At 53.1% G+C, this 17,490-nt stretch carries 14 protein-coding genes; 9 read left to right on the forward strand and 5 right to left on the reverse strand.

Features of this window, described 5'->3' with window-relative positions; translation table 11 throughout:
* The first annotated feature begins 332 nt into the window (after positions 1 to 332).
* From L4C36_RS09410 to hemB, 6 genes are all read left to right on the forward strand, one after another.
* The gene (locus L4C36_RS09410) at positions 333 to 2,051 is read left to right on the forward strand and encodes a dipeptide ABC transporter ATP-binding protein (protein WP_428477544.1); all 1,719 of its coding nucleotides are present in this window, start codon (positions 333 to 335) and stop codon (positions 2,049 to 2,051) included.
* A 118-nt stretch (positions 2,052 to 2,169) separates the two neighbouring features.
* On the forward strand, positions 2,170 to 3,723 hold the full coding sequence (locus tag L4C36_RS09415) for an ABC transporter substrate-binding protein (protein ID WP_428477545.1): 1,554 nt from the start codon (positions 2,170 to 2,172) through the stop codon (positions 3,721 to 3,723).
* A gap of 74 nt (positions 3,724 to 3,797) precedes the next feature.
* On the forward strand, positions 3,798 to 4,775 hold the full coding sequence (locus L4C36_RS09420; RefSeq protein WP_428477546.1) for an ABC transporter permease: 978 nt from the start codon (positions 3,798 to 3,800) through the stop codon (positions 4,773 to 4,775).
* A gap of 3 nt (positions 4,776 to 4,778) precedes the next feature.
* The gene (locus tag L4C36_RS09425; protein WP_428477547.1) at positions 4,779 to 5,717 is read left to right on the forward strand and encodes an ABC transporter permease; all 939 of its coding nucleotides are present in this window, start codon (positions 4,779 to 4,781) and stop codon (positions 5,715 to 5,717) included.
* A 126-nt stretch (positions 5,718 to 5,843) separates the two neighbouring features.
* The gene (gene tatD, locus L4C36_RS09430) at positions 5,844 to 6,638 is read left to right on the forward strand and encodes a 3'-5' ssDNA/RNA exonuclease TatD (protein ID WP_428477548.1); all 795 of its coding nucleotides are present in this window, start codon (positions 5,844 to 5,846) and stop codon (positions 6,636 to 6,638) included.
* A gap of 53 nt (positions 6,639 to 6,691) precedes the next feature.
* Complete coding sequence (hemB, locus tag L4C36_RS09435; RefSeq protein WP_428477549.1) at positions 6,692 to 7,714, forward strand: porphobilinogen synthase; 1,023 nt, start codon at positions 6,692 to 6,694, stop codon at positions 7,712 to 7,714.
* Between the two features lie 123 nt (positions 7,715 to 7,837).
* On the opposite strand, the gene asnC is transcribed toward hemB, so the two are convergent.
* Positions 7,838 to 8,299 carry a transcriptional regulator AsnC gene (gene asnC / locus L4C36_RS09440; protein ID WP_428477550.1) on the reverse strand — a complete coding sequence of 154 codons (462 nt, stop codon included), beginning with the start codon at positions 8,297 to 8,299 and terminating at the stop codon, positions 7,838 to 7,840.
* Positions 8,300 to 8,472: 173 nt separating this feature from the next.
* Here asnC and L4C36_RS09445 point away from each other — a divergent pair, with 173 nt between their 5' ends.
* From L4C36_RS09445 to L4C36_RS09455, 3 genes are all read left to right on the forward strand, one after another.
* A complete protein-coding gene (locus L4C36_RS09445; protein ID WP_428477551.1) occupies positions 8,473 to 11,625 on the forward strand; it encodes an EAL domain-containing protein in 3,153 nt (1,050 codons plus the stop codon).
* A 51-nt stretch (positions 11,626 to 11,676) separates the two neighbouring features.
* Positions 11,677 to 12,447 carry a class I SAM-dependent methyltransferase gene (locus tag L4C36_RS09450; protein ID WP_428477552.1) on the forward strand — a complete coding sequence of 257 codons (771 nt, stop codon included), beginning with the start codon at positions 11,677 to 11,679 and terminating at the stop codon, positions 12,445 to 12,447.
* A 96-nt stretch (positions 12,448 to 12,543) separates the two neighbouring features.
* Entirely contained in the window at positions 12,544 to 13,008 is a 465-nt protein-coding gene (locus L4C36_RS09455; protein ID WP_428477553.1) for a hypothetical protein, read from the forward strand.
* 379 nt (positions 13,009 to 13,387) lie between these two features.
* Here L4C36_RS09455 and L4C36_RS09460 read toward each other — a convergent pair whose 3' ends face one another.
* The 4 genes from L4C36_RS09460 to hemC are packed head-to-tail and all read right to left on the reverse strand — an operon-like array spanning position 13,388 to position 17,457.
* Positions 13,388 to 14,578 carry a heme biosynthesis protein HemY gene (locus tag L4C36_RS09460; RefSeq protein WP_428477554.1) on the reverse strand — a complete coding sequence of 397 codons (1,191 nt, stop codon included), beginning with the start codon at positions 14,576 to 14,578 and terminating at the stop codon, positions 13,388 to 13,390.
* Complete coding sequence (locus L4C36_RS09465; RefSeq protein ID WP_428477555.1) at positions 14,575 to 15,765, reverse strand: uroporphyrinogen-III C-methyltransferase; 1,191 nt, start codon at positions 15,763 to 15,765, stop codon at positions 14,575 to 14,577. The genes L4C36_RS09460 and L4C36_RS09465 overlap by 4 nt, the downstream gene beginning before the upstream one ends.
* Positions 15,758 to 16,525: a uroporphyrinogen-III synthase gene (locus tag L4C36_RS09470; RefSeq protein WP_428477556.1), complete on the reverse strand. Its 768-nt coding sequence runs from the start codon at positions 16,523 to 16,525 to the stop codon at positions 15,758 to 15,760. Before L4C36_RS09470 ends, L4C36_RS09465 begins: the two co-directional genes overlap by 8 nt.
* Complete coding sequence (gene hemC, locus L4C36_RS09475) at positions 16,525 to 17,457, reverse strand: hydroxymethylbilane synthase (RefSeq protein ID WP_428477557.1); 933 nt, start codon at positions 17,455 to 17,457, stop codon at positions 16,525 to 16,527. The genes L4C36_RS09470 and hemC overlap by 1 nt, the downstream gene beginning before the upstream one ends.
* Positions 17,458 to 17,490: the final 33 nt, after the last annotated feature.

The raw sequence follows: 17,490 nt of genomic DNA on the forward strand, positions 1-17,490 counted from the left end.
ACTTTCAATGTTATTACTTTGCGTGATTATGCAAGTGTGGCATTTTTAAGTGATAGCTTATAACCAATTTTCTAGCGTTATTCACTGCCTCAAACCGTGATACCACCACAAGGCACTTATTGTTTGATCGTTCAGGAATGGAGATGAGACGAGCAAACTGTGATTATTTATTCGGTATCTATGCAAAGTGGCAGTTTTTATCTATGAGATGTTGCTTTTGTGTAAAATATTTGCCAGATTATTCCTCTTGCAAATATTCAGCGCGTTATGCTGATTGAAAGGATTCGTTTTTCAGACAGGGCAGGATGCTGCCACGTAGTTGGGGTCTGGTCATGGCTTTATTGGAAGTAAAAAACTTACGTATTGAATACCCGTCTCGGCATGGGGTGCATGCGGCAGTGAAATCACTCTCGTTTTCTATTGAACGTGGTGAAATTGTCGGGGTGGTCGGTGAGTCCGGCGCCGGTAAATCCACGGTGGGTAACGGGATCATCGATCTGTTAAGCCCGCCAGGACATGTGGCTAGTGGGGAGGTGTACTTAGACGGCACGCTGATCTCCGGGCTGACACCCGCGCAGATGCGTTCGGTGCGCGGGTCAAAAATTGGGTTTATTTTTCAAGACCCAATGACGTCGCTTAATCCATTGTTCACTGTCGAGCAGCAGCTCACGGAAACCATTGTCACCAATTTGCACGTCAGTCAGGATGAGGCGCTCAAGCGCGCCCTGACGTTGATGACGCAGGTCGGGATCCCGCAACCGGCATTGCGTATCAAGCAATATCCGCATCAGTTCTCTGGCGGGATGCGCCAGCGGGTAGTGATTGCGATTGCCCTGGCCGGTGAGCCGGATCTGATCATTGCCGATGAACCGACCACGGCACTGGATGTGTCGATCCAAGATCAAATCCTCACCTTGATCCGCGATTTGTGTCAGCAAAAAAATGTTGGCTGCATGCTGGTGACGCACGATATGGGGGTTGTCTCCAACGTGACCGATCGCGTGGCGGTGATGTATCGGGGAGACTTGGTCGAACTCGGCACCACTGAGCAAGTGCTGGGTCGTCCGAATCACCCCTACACCCAGAGCTTGATCTCGGCGGTGCCGCGTTCTGACATCAAACTCAAGCGTTTCCCTCTGGTCAGCTACATTGAAGAAGCTGAAACCACGCCGCCGCTGGATGTTAAAACCCACTGGCTGGGCCAACGTGAAGATCAGCGCGCGTATGAGGGGGCCTTGTTACAGGTGGAAAACGTTGATCTCCGTTTTATCACCAAAGATTCTTTTTTTGCGAGTCGCCGCGAATACGTGCAGGCATCGAATAACGTCAGCTTTTCGATTCAAGAAGGGGAAACCTTTGGGTTAGTAGGCGAGTCGGGTTCAGGCAAATCGACCATTGCCCGGGTCATTGCCGGCCTGTACCCGCCGAATGCTGGCCGCGTGGTGTTTGAAGGGATCGATCTGACCGCCCTCAAGAATGAAGCGCAGCGTCGCCCTTTGCGCCGTCAGATGCAAATGGTGTTCCAAAACCCATACACCTCGATGAACCCGCGCATGAAGGTGGCAGACATTATCGCCGAGCCGATCCGTTTTCACCGCTTAACGGAAAACGAAAGCCAAACCCGCCAAATCGTGAACGACTTGCTCAACCATGTGGGCCTTGGCAGTGCGGCCGGTTTGAAATATCCCCATGAATTCTCCGGCGGCCAGCGTCAGCGCATTTCTATCGCCCGTGCGTTGGCCACCCGCCCTCGCTTGTTGATTTGTGATGAGCCAACCTCGGCACTGGATGTCTCGGTGCAGGCGCAAATCCTCAATCTACTCAAAGATCTGCAAGACGAACTGAACCTGACCATGCTGTTCATCAGTCATGACTTACCGGTGATCCGCCAGATGTGTGATCGCATTGGTGTGATGCAAAATGGCACCTTGTTGGAAGTGGCGCACACCGAGCAGTTGTTCACCGCGCCCCGCCATGCGTATAGCCAACAATTGATTTCGCTTATGCCCGAATTTAAAGGCATGAGTCAGGAAGGATTGAAGCTCGCTTAATTCCGCTTTTCGTCGCGCAGGTTGTGCGCGGCGCAACACCACAATAAGTAAACACAACAACAATAAGCAAATACAACAGCAAGGGAGTTTCCTCCCCCGCATAAAGGAGTTATGCAAAATGAAAACCCTCAAGACCAAGCTGGCCATTGCAATGATGGCCATCGGCCTGAGCTTTAGTGCGGCCGCCGCCGATATCAAAGTCGCTTATGATGCCGATCCGGTGTCGTTAGATCCCCATGAGCAACTCTCTGGGGGCACTTTGCAACTGTCGCACATGGTGATGGACCCTTTGGTCCGTTACACCCAAGCGTTGGACTTTGAACCGCGTTTGGCGACAGCGTGGGAACGTGTAAATGACACCACGTACCGTTTCACCTTGCGCCAAGGTGTGACTTTCCATTCGGGTAACCCGATGACCGCCGATGACGTGGTGTGGACTTTCAACCGCCTGAAAAGCTCCCCGGACTTCAAAGCCATTTTTGAACCGTATTCTGATATGAAGAAGGTGGACGATTTCACGGTTGAATTGATTTCTAAGTATCCGTACCCATTGGTGCTTCAGACCGCGACGTACATCTTTCCGATGGACAGTCAATTTTACAGCGGCAAAACCGCTGACGGAAAAGATAAAGCGGATTTGGTGAAACACGGTAACTCATTTGCCTCCACGAACATTTCGGGTACAGGCCCGTTTATCGTGACTGAGCGTGAGCAAGGCGTAAAAGTGGAATTTGAACGCTTTGCCGATTACTGGGACAAAGAAACAAAAGGGAACGTAGACAAGCTGACCTTGGTGCCGATCAAAGAAAATGCCACCCGTGTTGCGGCGTTGCTGTCGGGTGGGGTGGATATGATCCATCCCGTCGCGCCGAATGATCACAAGCGAGTGCAAGGATCTGACGGCATTGAACTGGTGACCTTGCCGGGCACCCGTTTGATCACCTTCCAGATGAACCAAACGTCCAATGAAGCGCTGAAAGATGTGCGCGTGCGTCAGGCCATTGTTCACGCCATCAACAATGACGGCATCGTGAAGAAAATCATGAAAGGCTTTGCGACCACGGCGGGCCAGCAAGGCCCTGTCGGTTATGCCGGTTACGATGAAGCCTTGGTGCCGCGTTATGACGTGAAGAAAGCCAAACAACTGATGAAAGAAGCGGGTTACGAGAAGGGCTTTAAGCTGACGATGCTGGCCCCGAACAACCGTTACGTGAATGATGCCAAAGTGGCGCAAGCGGCTGCCGCGATGCTGTCTAAAATTGGGATTAAAGTGGATCTGAAGACCCTGCCAAAAGCCCAATACTGGCCAGAGTTTGATCTGTGTGCCGCAGACATGCTGATGATTGGTTGGCATTCCGATACGGAAGATTCGGCTAACTTGACCGAGTTCCTGACCATGACCCGTGATGCCAAAACCGGTAAAGGTCAGTACAACTGTGGCTACTATTCCAACCCGAAAGTGGATGCGTTAGTGGAGCAGTCTAACAAGGAAACCGATCCGGCCAAGCGCGCGCAGATGCTTAAAGATGTAGAACGCATCTTGTATGACGATGCGGCGTTTGTTCCGCTGCATTGGCAGAGTGAAGCGTGGGGCGCGAAATCTAACGTGCATGCCGCCGAGATCGTGAACCCGATGGTGATGCCATACTTTGGCGACCTCGTCGTCGATTAAGCAATGGAATAGCGTGCCAGCGCCGCAATAACGGGGGTGGCACGCGCTAAAAATGCATAAAGAAGGGGCAGGGAATGTTTACGTTTCTGGTCAAGCGCCTGTTTCAGGCACTGATAGTGATGTTTGTGATCAGTCTGGTGGCGTTTGCCATTCAGGATAATCTGGGTGATCCGCTGCGCGAGCTGGTCGGACAGTCGGTATCAGAAGCTGAACGTCAAGCACTTCGCGATGAGCTGGGTCTTAACGACCCGTTTATTGTTAAATACCAGCGCTTTGTCGGCAATGCGCTGCAAGGCGATCTGGGTACCTCATATTTCTTCAAGCGCCCCGCGACCGAGGTGATCCTCGATAAGCTGGTGGCGACGTTAGAGCTGGTGTTAGGCGCCAGTATTATCATTGTGTTGGTGTCGATCCCGCTCGGGGTCTATTCCGCCATTCATCCCCACAGTTTCTTTACCAAAACTGTGATGGCGTTGAGCAGTATCGGCATTTCTATCCCGGTGTTTTTGACCGCCATTATGCTGATGTATGTGTTTTCCATTGAGTTGGGGTGGTTGCCATCCTACGGGCGAGGGGAAACCGCCAATGTGCTGGGCTGGGAGTCCGGCTTCTTCACGGTAGATGGATTGCGTCACTTGGTGCTGCCGTGTATCGCGTTGGCATCCATCATGCTGCCGCTGTTTATTCGTTTGGTGCGGGCTGAAATGCTGGAAGTATTGAGCTCGGAATACATCAAATTCGCCAAAGCCAAAGGGTTGGCGATGAACAAAATCTATTACCAGCATGCGCTGAAAAATACCTTGTTGCCGGTACTGACCGTCGGAGGGGTGCAGATCGGCACCATGGTGGCCTACACCATTTTGACCGAGACCGTGTTTCAGTGGCCGGGGACGGGCTTTTTGTTCCTAGAGGCGATCAACCGGGTGGATACCCCGCTGATCACTGCCTATGTAATTTTTGTTGGACTGATATTTGTCGTGACCAATACGGTGGTCGATTTGCTGTACGGGTTGGTGAATCCAACGGTTGACTTGACGGGCAAGGGAGCATAACGCATGGATAAGGCAATGATTGCGCCAAGCCGTTGGACACGCTTTAAAGAATCCGATTTTCTCTACTATTTTTTGAAAGACAAAGTGGCGATGGTCAGCTTTGCGGTGTTTTTGGTGTTTGTGTTGGGGGCGGTCTTCTCACCCTTGCTGGCGCCAACTAACCCGTATGATCTCTCGACCATCGATATTATGGATGCGGAATTACCGCCGTCGTGGCTGGAAGAGGGCGATAGCCGTTTTTGGTTGGGTACTGACGATCAGGGCCGCGATATTTTCTCGACCATCTTATACGGCTCGCGTCTGTCGCTGACCATCGGTCTGTTAGCCGTGAGTTTGCAGTTGCTGTTGGGCGTGGTGATCGGCCTGAGTGCCGGTTATTTCGGTGGCCGTATCGACAGTTTCTTGATGCGCTTTGCGGATGTGCAGTTGTCGTTCTCGACCATGATGGTGGCGATTATCGTGTCAGCGATTTTCCGTACCGCGTTGGGCGCAGAAATGTTTGCCCAATACGCGGTGGTGATGCTGGTGGTGATCATCGGGGTGGCCGAATGGCCGCAGTATGCCCGAACGGTGCGCGCCTCGGTCTTGGCTGAGAAGAAAAAAGAGTACGTGGAAGCCGCGCGAGTCATGGGGTTTAAAGCGCCGCGCATTATGTTCCGCCATATTCTGCCGAACTGCCTGTCACCGATTTTGGTGATCTCTACCGTGCAGGTGGCGAATGCCATCATGTCGGAAGCGGCGTTGTCCTTCTTGGGGCTGGGTCTGCCGGTGGATCAACCGTCACTGGGATCGCTGATCAGCATTGGATTTAACTATATTTTCTCGGGCTCGTGGTGGATCACCGCGTTCCCTGGCTTGGTATTGATCTCGTTGGTATTGGTGATCAACCTGCTGGGTGACTGGTTACGGGATGTGTTTAATCCGAAAATTTACAAAGGCTAATCACGACGCGGCATACCGTGTCGCGTTGTGATCGCCTCTCTGCCCGCCAGCACCGGTTGGTGCTGGCTAAATGACCCCGAGTTGATTACCGTGTAAGTCGATGACAGTAATGACAAAGGCGACACGATGATTGATATCGGGGTAAACCTCACCAACAGCCGTTTTGACAAAGATCGGGAAGATGTTGTTTTTCGCGCCCAAGCGGCCGGCGTACACGGCATGATCGTGACCGGCACCAGTATTGCGGAAAGCCAACAAGCATTGGCGATGGCCCTGCAGTGGCCGGGTTATTGCTACAGCACCGCTGGCGTGCACCCGCACGATGCTAAGTCGGTGGACGATTTAACCCTCCCCGCGATCCGCGCGCTTGCCGCCCACCCTGAAGTGGTGGCGATTGGCGAATGTGGCTTGGATTTCAACCGCGATTTTTCACCTCGTCCACAACAAGAAGCCGTATTTGAAGCACAATTGGCCCTCGCCGCTGAGCTGCATTTACCCGTGTTTATGCATTGCCGTGATGCCCATGAACGGTTCATGGCGATCTTGGCGCCTTGGCGCGATAAGCTGCCCGCGGCGGTGCTGCATTGCTTTACCGGCACCGAAGCCGAATTGCGGGATTGCTTGGCGTTAGATTTGCACATCGGCATTACCGGTTGGGTGTGCGATGAACGTCGAGGCACGGATTTGCGTGAGATCGTTGGCTTGATCCCGGACAATCGCTTGATGATTGAAACCGACTGTCCGTATTTATTACCGCGTAATCTGCGCCCCAAACCGAAGTCGAGCCGTAACGAACCACAGTATTTACCGCATATCGCCACCGAGTTAGCGGTGTGCCGCGGACAAACGGCAGAGGCGGTGGCCGCGAATGCTTACATCACCACCCAGGCTTTTTTTTATCTCGGATCCCCTGCCCAGTAACGGGAGTGGTATGATCGGGGGAAAAGTGATTAATCCCATATAAGGAGTATGCCGTGTCTGTTTCTATTCAGGGCGCGTTTCCAGCTCGTCGCATGCGTCGTATGCGCAAGCATGACTTTAGCCGCCGTTTGATGGCTGAAAATCAGATCTCTGTGAATGATTTGATCTACCCGATGTTTATTTTGGAAGGGGAAAACCGTCGTGAAACGGTGGCCTCTATGCCGGGTATCGAACGTCTATCTGTAGATTTGCTGCTGGAAGAGGCGGCGTATTTGGCCAAGCTGGGTATCCCAGCGATTGCCCTGTTCCCTGTGGTCTCTCAAGACGTGAAAACGGTGTTGGCTGAAGAAGCTTATAACCCGGATGGTTTGGTACAGCGTGCTGTACGTCAGCTAAAAGCGGCCGTGCCTGAATTGGGCGTGATCACGGATGTGGCGTTGGACCCGTACACGGTACATGGCCAAGACGGCATCATTGATGAAGACGGTTATGTGGTGAACGACATCACGACAGAGATTTTGATCAAGCAAGCCTTGTCTCATGCTGAAGCGGGTGTGGATGTGGTGGCACCGTCAGACATGATGGATGGCCGTATTGGTGCGATCCGTGAAGCGTTGGAAGCGGCGGGGCATATCCATACCCAAATCATGGCGTACTCAGCAAAATATGCCTCGAACTATTACGGCCCGTTCCGTGATGCGGTCGGCTCGGCGTCGAACCTGAAAGGCGGCGACAAGAAAACCTACCAAATGGATCCAGCGAACAGCGATGAAGCCTTGCATGAAGTGGCAATGGACATCAATGAAGGCGCGGACATGGTGATGGTGAAGCCGGGCATGCCGTACCTAGACGTGGTACGTCGCGTGAAAACCGAACTGAAAGTGCCGACGTTTGCTTACCAAGTGTCAGGCGAATACGCGATGCACATGGCAGCGATCCAAAATGGTTGGCTGAAAGAGCGCGAGACCGTGGTGGAGTCCTTGTTGTGCTTCAAGCGTGCCGGTGCCGATGGCGTGTTGACCTACTTTGCCAAGGTCGTGGCGGAATGGTTAGCGGAAGACGCTAAGCGTAACTAAGCCTCACTCGCGAATAGGATGATCAGGCACCTGTTTGCCTGAACCGTCGAATGAAAAAGCCGATGTCACTGTTTGTGATATCGGCTTTTTTGTGCGCGGTGTACCAGTAACGTCGTGCTCGCCTTACGGCTTCACATTACGGTTGATCGGGTTTTGCAGAGAGATCAGGGTTTCGGTCGACTGCACTTCATCAATCGCCTGCAATTTATCGATCAGGACATATTGCAGTTCCTCAATCGATTTACACATCAGCTTGACGAAAATATTGTAAGCGCCGGTGGTGTAGTAGGCCTCGACCACTTCATCCAGCGCATTGAGCTTGGCCAGTGCCGAATGGTAGTCGCGCGCGGCGTTCAGGTTGATGCCAATAAAGCAGCATACGTCATAGCCCAGCAGTTTATGGTTCACGATCACTTCGGTGCCGGTAATGATCGCGGCGGCACGCATTTTTTCGACGCGCACATGCACAGTTGCTGGGCTGACATGGAAGCGTTTCGCCATTTCAGCATACGGCGTGCGGGCATCGTTCATCAGGGCGTTCAGGATCTCACGATCTAAATCATCGATTCGGATTGGTGTGTTCACGGTTGATGCAATCCTTTGTTTGTATTGGTTTTATTGTGGCATATACTGCGTCGTCCCCGGTTATCTTAAAACAAATCAGTCAGATTGGCTCCTGCTGTGGCACTTGCCACAAGGAAAACCGTCTTTGCTGCGCGCCGGGCGAGAAACTCTTTAAACAGGATATAGGTGGCAGGGTGCGGTTTCTTCTTTCTCTTTTATTGGCGGGGTGGCTGTCTGCGTCTCCCCCTGTGTCGGCATCCACAACCTGCCATGATGTTTTAGTGATCCAGTCTTATCATCGAGGCATGCAGTGGTCAGATTCGTTGCAGACGGGATTAACACAAGCGATTGCACCCACTGATCTCGCCTTGCATGTGAACTATATGGACAGCAAGCGCTATCAGTCGCCTGAATTTTTGGCGGCGTTGGTGGAAATTTACCGTGCTAAATTCGAGCATGAGTGCTTCCGTGCCATTGTTGCCGTCGATAACCATGCTTTATGGCTGCTTAATCAATTGGCTGATGAGATTGGCGACACGCCCGTTATCTTTGTTGGGATCAATCACTATTCTCCCGAGCAACATGTCCGCATCCGCAAGGTCATTGGGATTTTGGACCAGACCGATCCCTCCGACAATATTGCCTTGGCGTTATCCGCTCAACCTGATCTTGAACATATTTATGTGATCGCGGATCACACGACTACAGGTCAGGCATTGTGGGCGGATATCGAGGACTTTATCGCAACGACCCCTTTGACCCCAACGATACACCGGGTTGATCAAGGCCGTTTTTCTGACGTCGTGGCTCACATGGCGACCGTGCCGGCCAACAGTGCGATTGTCTTTGCCTCTTTCTTCCATGACAGCCAAGGGAATTTTCTTGAAAGTGGGGACTTTTTAACCCTGTTAACGGCACAAGCGGCTGCCCCCGTGTACGCCTCATTCAGCTATATGCTGGAACATGGGGTCGTGGGGGGCGTGATGACCAGCGGCTACGAAAAAGGATTTACCGTGGGTCAGGTACTCAACACGCTGTTTCGTCGTGAGATCCCCCAGTTCCCACATTATGTCTATACCACCGGCAAGGCGTTGTTCAGTGCGCCGATGGTGGCGCGCTGGGACATGGATGTGTCACACCTTGCCACCGCCGAGGCGCCACCGTCGCTCTCGTGGTATCAGCGTTACCAGCGTGAAGTACAGGTCCTTGTGGTTGCGTCTGCCATCATGGGGGGGGTCATCGTGATATTGGTGATGGTGATCCGCCGTTTACGCAAAGGCGAACAGCGATTGCAGCAAAGTCATGCCTTGTTTGAAGGTGTCTTTGATCAAAGTTTCCAGTACATCGGTATTTTGGATGAAAACGGCCAGCTGTTGTCCGGTAACTTGGCTTTGCAAGCGTTGGTCGGACGCGCGGCACTGAAATACGATCGGCCGATGTGGCGTTGGTATTGCTGGAACACGCAGGCCATGATGGCCTTGAATCAAGCCTTCTCGGCCGTGACGTCAGAGCAGTCGATGCGGCTGGAGCTGGAGATTCAAAGTTATGAAGACGGCCACTGCATGTTGGATGTCGGCATCAAGCGGTTGCCAGAGACCACGCACAGCGGTGTGCAGTTTTTGTTTGAAGCGCGGGATGTCACCACTCGCCATCAGATGGAAGAAACATTACGTGAACGCGAGATCAGTTACCGTCTGCTGTATGAGCAGCAACCGGTCATGTTACTGACCGTTGATCACCAATCACGCATCCAGTCGGTGAATCAGTTTGCCGCGGATTTGTTGGGGTACAGTAAGCGTGAATTGCTGGGGCATAAGATCAGCAGTTTTTATGGCGAAGACGAAACCCTGCCACCACAATTTATGGCCACGCCGAGTACGGGCACTAACCAGCGAGTATGGCGACGTCAACTGCGTTATTGCTGTGCCGATGGCCGTCAGGTCTGGGTGCGCGAAACCCTTCGTCAGGGGCCACATCGTCAGGTGCTGCTGGTGGGGGAAGACATTACCGCTACGTATGCATTGGAAGCCCGTTTGGCCCATCAAGCCTGTCATGATGATTTGACAGATCTGTATAACCGCAGCCACTTTGAACAACATTTGGATCAAGCATCGCAGGAAGCGCGTGATAACGGGGCACAGCACGCGATGCTGTATATCGATCTGGATCAGTTCAAAATCATCAATGATACGGCGGGGCATGAGGCCGGTGATGAAGCCCTTAAGCAAGTGGCATTGCTGTTGCGAGACATCACGCCGGCCTCGGCGACCTTAGCGCGCCTCGGTGGGGATGAGTTCGCCGTGATCCTTTTGCATTACAGTTTGGCGGAGGCGGATGCTTTTGGCCGAGAGGTGCTGAGGGTACTGGAAGCCTCCGAGTTTTATTGGAAAAATACCCGTTTCAGTTTTAGCGGCTCGATTGGCCTGCGGATGATTGATGAAACCGCAGGCTCGGCGCAACAGGTACATGCGCAGGCCGATACAGCCTGTTATGCCGCCAAAGATGAAGGGCGTAACCGTCTGCATGTCTACCACCCTGGTGATGAAGAGTTGCGCCGCCGAGAATTGGAAATGGAATGCGTTAACCTGATCCGCCGTGCCTTGGCGGATCGGCGCTTGGAAATTTATGCCCAGCAAATTTCGCCACTGACTCCGCACAGCGGGCGTCATCATTATGAGATTTTAGTGCGTATTCGCAATGAAGATGGGGAGATGGTATCACCCGCGATCTTCATGCCGGCGGCTGAGCGCTATAATTTAGCCCACCGTATTGATCGTTATGTGGTGACTGAAGTGGTGAGTTGGTTATGTGCGCACCCTGACGCGGTGGATGCTCTCGACATGTGTGCGATTAACCTGTCGGGGCAATCAATGGGGGATCGGGACTTCGTGCAATTTTTACTGGCGCAGATCAGCCAGTCGGGCTTGCCGACCCATAAGTTGTGTTTGGAAATCACCGAAACCGCGGCGATCGGCAACTTGAGTGAAGCCATTCGCCTGTTTGGTCAGTTGCGGGCGTTGGGCTGTCGGATTTCACTGGATGACTTTGGATCGGGCTTATCGTCATTTGGTTACCTGAAGCGCATGCCGGTCGATATTATTAAGATTGATGGCATGTTTGTGCGTGATATGGCCAACGATGAGATGGACTTCGCCATGGTCAAAGCCATCAATGAACTGGCAAAGACGATGGGGAAGCAGACGGTGGCCGAATTTGTTGAGGATGATGCGATTCTGGCATGCCTGAAGACGATAGGGGTCGATTATGCACAAGGGTACCTGTTTGGGCGGCCGCAACCGTTAGACGCCCTGGTTGCGCAATTGAGCCACCGCCAAGAGGTGGTATAATCCGCCCCCATCTCCTGCGACGGCAGGAAACCGTATTGATTGGAGAGCCTTGTGCAACTAGCCCTTATTTGTGATAACCCTGAACGCCAACCTGATCTGGACCAACTCGCTGCACGTTGGGGACTGAGTCATGATCCTGACTGCGCGTTTGCCTTGGTGCTGACCGACGAGCGTTTAGAGCTGCACAAGCGTGACGAACCCAAGTTGGGCGCAGTCTACGTGGATTTAGTGAGTGGGGCTGCTGCGCACCGTCGTAAGTTTGGTGGTGGTCGTGGCCAGGCGATTGCAAAAGCGGTCGGCCTGAAAGGCGGCGTATCCCCAACCGTGGTGGACGCGACGGCAGGCTTGGGGCGTGATGCCTTTGTATTGGCCTCGTTAGGGTGCAAGGTGCAAATGGTGGAGCGCCATCCGGTGGTGGCGGCCTTATTGGATGATGGGTTGGCGCGTGCCAAAGCCGACCGTGAAATCGGCGGTTGGATCAGTGAGCGTTTGAGTTTACTGCACGCGTCCAGTCATGATGCCCTCGATCAATTGGCCGCCGATCCGCACTTCGTGGCACCGGATGTGGTGTATTTGGATCCGATGTATCCGCACAAGAAAAAATCGGCGTTGGTGAAAAAAGAAATGCGCGTATTCCAGACCTTGGTCGGGGCCGATAACGATGCGGATGCCTTGTTGGCACCGGCGCTGCAATTAGCGACTAAGCGTGTGGTGGTCAAACGTCCGGATTACGCCGAATGCTTGGCAGACCAAACGCCGTCGGCCGTGATTGAAACCAAGAAAAACCGTTTTGATGTCTATGTCAAAGCGGCGATGAAGTAGCCTTTGCTGACGCAGGGCGATATTCTCATTGAGAAATGATGGCAGTACGTATGGATAGGCGAGGTGGCCATCGGTGCGGTAAGCGGGAGAACAGGCATGGCGAAGTCATTGTGTAAATACCGGCGGATTGAGCTGGCGGATCAGTTTGACGCGATCAGCCAGATAGTCAGTGTGCCGAATTATATATGCAGCAGTTGTGCACGGGTGGCGTCGAAAAAAGTCTACCTGTGTAAGCCCAGTGCGTTACCGCACACGGCCGTGCATGCGCCGTTGCCGTCGGTTGTCTCACCGACCGGATTACCGGTACTGACGTCTGCCGCGATGGAAGCGGCCCCTGTCGCCAGCGCGGTGCATGAGGTGGTCACCACACACGATGACAGCTGGGCAGTGGAAGCGGGCTCGGACGTGACGGAGACACTGTCGAGTCACGCATCGCGTAAGCAAATCAAAAAACTGACGAAGTTGGCGAAAAAGAAACGCAAGATGCTGAAGAAAGCGGCCAAGGCGGTGAAACGCTATGAGAAGGTGCTGGGTAAGGTGAAGACGGCATTGGCGCGGTAGCGCAGCATGGCGAAATAACGGGCATAAAAAAAACCTCCTGACGGAGGTTTTTTTATAATGGGATTATGACTCTTTGATCAGTACTGCCGTCATGAGGCAGGTGATCACAGCAACAATGATCCCAGATACGATTAACCAAGGAAGCATATCCATAGTTAGTTATCCATCTGTAGAGCAATAAGAACCCCTATTAGATGATGTTTACATTTTGTTATCAATAGTTTGGATACAAGCTGAAACGCCTGTTAACACTTAGAAACAGTAATGGTAAGTTATTAATATTTGTATTTTTATAGGGAATAAAAAAGCACCCGTTCGGGTGCTTTTTGATGAAGGAATGTGACAGTTTTGCCTGAGGGGGTGATCCGCTCAGTAACGCTTAGGCCGGCTTGTTGGGTAACGCCAGTGTTAACGCTTCACGCGACAGGGTCGCTGCGCCTTGGGTGTCTTCCAACTTATCCAGTACCTCGATCAGGTAACCGTAGTCGACCACATTCGGACGCAGGGCAATCGCTTTCTCCAAATGCTGCTTGGCGTCTTCCCACTTGCCTTCACGCATAAACAACTGACCCAGCGCACTGTGCGTGCTTGGGTTGCTGCTGTCATAGCGCAGCAGTTCTTGCAGGCGCACAATCGCAGGGTGGTTATCTGGCAAGTTCAGCGCCGGTACCAAGGCGATCAGGCTTTCATCGGAGTTTTTCTTCAACGCATCACGCAACACCGTATAGGCTTCGTTGTCGGCATGGTGTTGGCTCATCAGGCGCACAAAGCAGGCGATCAACTCTGGGCGTTGCTTCTCTTTGCGGCTCAGGCTGTTCCAGTAGCCCATCAGGCCTTCGGTGCCTTGGTGTTTGGCCATGTGATGCATGATGCCGCATTCGGCTTTCAGTGCCAGTTCAAACGACGCTTCAGCACTCAGCACACCTGCTTTTTCAAGTTGTGGCAGGCTGGCCAACAAAGGCTTCCAGTCTTCCAGCTTGATGTAGCATTCTTTAAGCAGGCTAAGCAGTACCGGATTGCGGCTGTGATCGTGCTGAATATCTTGCAAGGTCGCGACGGCTTGTTCGTACTGTTGCTGACGGAATTGCAGCTTGGCACGGGTCAGGGCGACAGCCAGGCTTTGACCGTCGATGTCCGCGGCCAGTTTCAAGTATTCGTCACGTTGGCTGGCATTGCCTTGGCCTTGTGCCGCTTCGGCGGCAGCCAAGTAGTTCAGCAACGGGGTGTCGCTGTGCTTGGCCGATTTCACAACCAGCTTTTCGGCCTGCTTCCAGTCACCTTCAATCACCTTCATCAAACCCACAGAGGTTTGTTGGCGGGCTTTGCGGGCTTTACGGCCAGAGAACCAACCACGGGTACTGCTGCTCAGTGAGAACAGGCGCTTTAACAAGGTTTCGAGCAGGAAGAAGGCGCCAAACAGCACCACAACCAGCAAAATCAGCGTGGTCAGGCTCATTTCCAGCGTCTGGTTTGCCGCCGAAATTAAGACATACCCTTGGTTACCCGCGAGCATCGGCCCGGCAACCACCCCTGCGATCAGGGCGACAACCAGCAGTAAAAGTCGGATCATGCTGGGTTCTCCTCTGCGTTCAGTGGTGTCACTTGCTGGCGCAGGCGATCACGGATGGCATCGGTGATCAGCACAGATGATTTCAGCTTATTCGGGTAATTCACATCAATCTTTTTCTGCGACAGCTTGTCGAGATCACTGACAAATTCTTGTACCGATTTATTGTCCATGTCGTAGAACTGCTCAGCCCATTCTTTGGCCAACGTCAGTGACGAACGATACACGTCTTCTTGTTCTCGGTAGACCGCCGTAATGGCCGTTGTCAGCTTCCACTTGATGTTTTCCTGCAAGTAGAAATCCTGCTTTGGCGACAACAGTGGGATCACGCTGCCATCACGAGTACGGTAAGTGACAAAGTGTTCACTGAAGCTTTTCAGTGACGTCATCAGGTTGGTTTTCCAGTCATCCACAGAGGTCGACACTTCGGCTTTTTCTGTGATTTCGGCGTCAGGAATGATGGCATTCGCCAACGGCAGAGTGGGAATCGCTTCTTGCAGGGTATCGAGGCTCAGCACGATGCCATCACGATCAACAAGAGGAATGGCTTTTAACGTGGTGATATCCGAGCGCATTGCGCGGCGGATCGGAGTCAGGCTCGGATCGTTCAGCTCCGCAATGCGGTGGTCTGCTGATTCCAGCAAAATGATCGCGCTGACGGCATCGTGTTCCAAGTTCAGTTTGCGGCCCGCCATTTTCACCAAATAATCCGCTTCGGCCAGTAGCCAATCATTCGGACGACGGCCTTTGACTTCGGCTAATGCCATTTGCAGGCTGGTGATGGAGTTTTCTTGCTGAGAGAGGGCGACCTCTGTTTGTTGCAAGGCACCCGTGACTTGTTTCTGGGTCGCTTGCTGTGACGTTTTCAGCGAGGCTTGCAGTGAAGACTGCAGGGTGGTGATTTCTTGCTGCAATGCCGTCATTTGGGCATTTTGCGCCAGTGTTTGCTGGTGGCCGTGGTAATACAAACCGGCACCGAGTGCGATCACAAGGGCGATAGCCACCAGACCGGTTTTGCTGCCGCTTGATTTCTCTGCGGGGGCGGTAGGGGCATTAGCGGGCGCTGCGGATGGGGTGCTTGATGCAGGCTTGTCCGTTTGTGCCTTGTTAGCGGCCTGTGGAGAGGCGGCTTTCGCTGCGGACTGTGATGGTTCAGCCGCGTTGTCTTTATTGGTTTTTTTATCAGTCATCCGATTTTCCCATTGTGCCTTTCTTGCTTAGGGTGGTGAATAGCGGGCCATTGGCCGCACTGCCCACATTGGAAATAAAACGATAACCAAGCCGGGTGGCTTGATCGGCGATTCGCTGGCTTGGTACGAAAAGCTGGCATTGAAGAAACCAAGCCTTGGCGCTGTCTGGGACCAGTTGGGTCAAGAACGCCAGTTGTTCACCACTGGTTACTACCAGGGCATCCATGCCTGCACATAGCCATTGCTGGCACAGGAGTTGACCATCAAGCGGTAGCCACTCGCGGCGGTAGGTTTCGCAATAGCGCACCTCGGCACCACGTTGTAGCAGCTGTTGGTAAATCGCCTCTCGACCGCCGTTGCCTCGCAGGATCACCACGCGTTTTCCCTTCACCTGATCGAGGATCGGTAAACGTAATACCCCTTCACTGTCACAGTCTGTTTCTGGGCAATGAATAGGCTGGTTTGTGTGGCGTTTCATCGTGGCGGCGGTTTTATGGCCAACGGCTATATAATGCACGTTTTTTGGCCAACTGACACCTACCGACAGCAAGTAATTGTGCGCAAAGTCGGCGGCGTGAGCACTGATTACAATCAGAAAATCGTCAGATTGTAAGGCGTGCAGGCAAGTCGGGAGGACAGAGAGTTCATGCCCCGGCTGAATATGCAACAGGGGCTGAGAAAGGGCACTGATCCCCGCAGCATTGAGCTGCTGAGCAAGCGCAGGGCCGTCAGGGGCTGGGCGGGTGATCAGTACGGTCATTAGTGGTTGCCGTAAAGTGTATCAAGGATCTGCTTAGCACCGTCAGCCAATAGCTGCTCGGCCAGTTGGACACCGAGTGCTTCGGCATCGACTTGTGCGCCACGGATCTCGCCGGCCACAATTTGGCTGCCGTCCGGTTCACCGACCAGCGCACGTAACCAAATTTGATCGCCTTCCAGCTCTGCATAGCTACCGATTGGCACCTGACAGCCGCCTTGCAGACGGTTGTTCATGGCACGCTCACACAGCACACGGGTGGTGGTGTCGGCATGGCTGAGGGCGCTCAACAATTGACGCACGCGATCATCATCCAAACGGCACTCAATACCCACTGCGCCTTGGCCCACGGCGGGCAGGCTGACTTCTGGGGCAATGGCACCACGAATACGGTCGTGCATGTTCAAACGCATCAAACCGGCGCAGGCCAGAATAATGGCATCGTATTCACCGTTATCGAGCTTGCCCAAACGGGTATTTACGTTGCCACGCAAATCTTTCACGATCAGATCAGGACGCTGAGCGCGTAACTGGCACTGACGACGCAAGCTAGATGTGCCGACGACAGCGCCAGCGGGCAACTGTTCAATGCTGTCATAGTGGTTAGAAACAAAGGCATCACGCGGATCTTCGCGCTCACAAATGGTGACTAAGCCCAGTCCTTCAGGAAACTCGACCGGCACGTCTTTCATTGAGTGCACGGCGATGTCAGCGCGGCCTTCCAGCATCGCGACTTCCAGCTCTTTGACAAATAATCCTTTACCGCCAACTTTGGCTAATGGCGTGTCCAGAATAATGTCACCTTTGGTAACCATCGGGACCAGCTCGACGACTAAGCCTGGGTGGGCTTGTTCAAGGGCATCTTTCACAAATTCAGCTTGCCACATCGCCAGCGGGCTTTTGCGGGTGGCAATGCGGATAGGGGTCTCAGTCATACAGTGATTCCACAGTTCTCGTTAGCAATAGCA

It is taken from the genome of Photobacterium japonica (genome assembly GCF_050337005.1).
Classification (GTDB): Bacteria; Pseudomonadota; Gammaproteobacteria; order Enterobacterales; family Vibrionaceae; genus Photobacterium; species Photobacterium japonica.

What these genes read in the sequence shown, in the direction of transcription:
- L4C36_RS09410 (WP_428477544.1), top strand. Translation starts at nt 333, where the DNA reads ATGGCTTTATTGGAAGTAAAAAACTTACGTATTGAATACCCGTCTCGG.
- L4C36_RS09415 (WP_428477545.1), top strand. Translation starts at nt 2,170, where the DNA reads ATGAAAACCCTCAAGACCAAGCTGGCCATTGCAATGATGGCCATCGGC.
- L4C36_RS09420 (WP_428477546.1), top strand. Translation starts at nt 3,798, where the DNA reads ATGTTTACGTTTCTGGTCAAGCGCCTGTTTCAGGCACTGATAGTGATG.
- L4C36_RS09425 (WP_428477547.1), top strand. Translation starts at nt 4,779, where the DNA reads ATGGATAAGGCAATGATTGCGCCAAGCCGTTGGACACGCTTTAAAGAA.
- tatD (WP_428477548.1), top strand. Translation starts at nt 5,844, where the DNA reads ATGATTGATATCGGGGTAAACCTCACCAACAGCCGTTTTGACAAAGAT.
- L4C36_RS09455 (WP_428477553.1), top strand. Translation starts at nt 12,544, where the DNA reads ATGGCGAAGTCATTGTGTAAATACCGGCGGATTGAGCTGGCGGATCAG.
- L4C36_RS09460 (WP_428477554.1), bottom strand. Translation starts at nt 14,578, where the DNA reads ATGATCCGACTTTTACTGCTGGTTGTCGCCCTGATCGCAGGGGTGGTT.
- L4C36_RS09465 (WP_428477555.1), bottom strand. Translation starts at nt 15,765, where the DNA reads ATGACTGATAAAAAAACCAATAAAGACAACGCGGCTGAACCATCACAG.
- L4C36_RS09470 (WP_428477556.1), bottom strand. Translation starts at nt 16,525, where the DNA reads ATGACCGTACTGATCACCCGCCCAGCCCCTGACGGCCCTGCGCTTGCT.
- hemC (WP_428477557.1), bottom strand. Translation starts at nt 17,457, where the DNA reads ATGACTGAGACCCCTATCCGCATTGCCACCCGCAAAAGCCCGCTGGCG.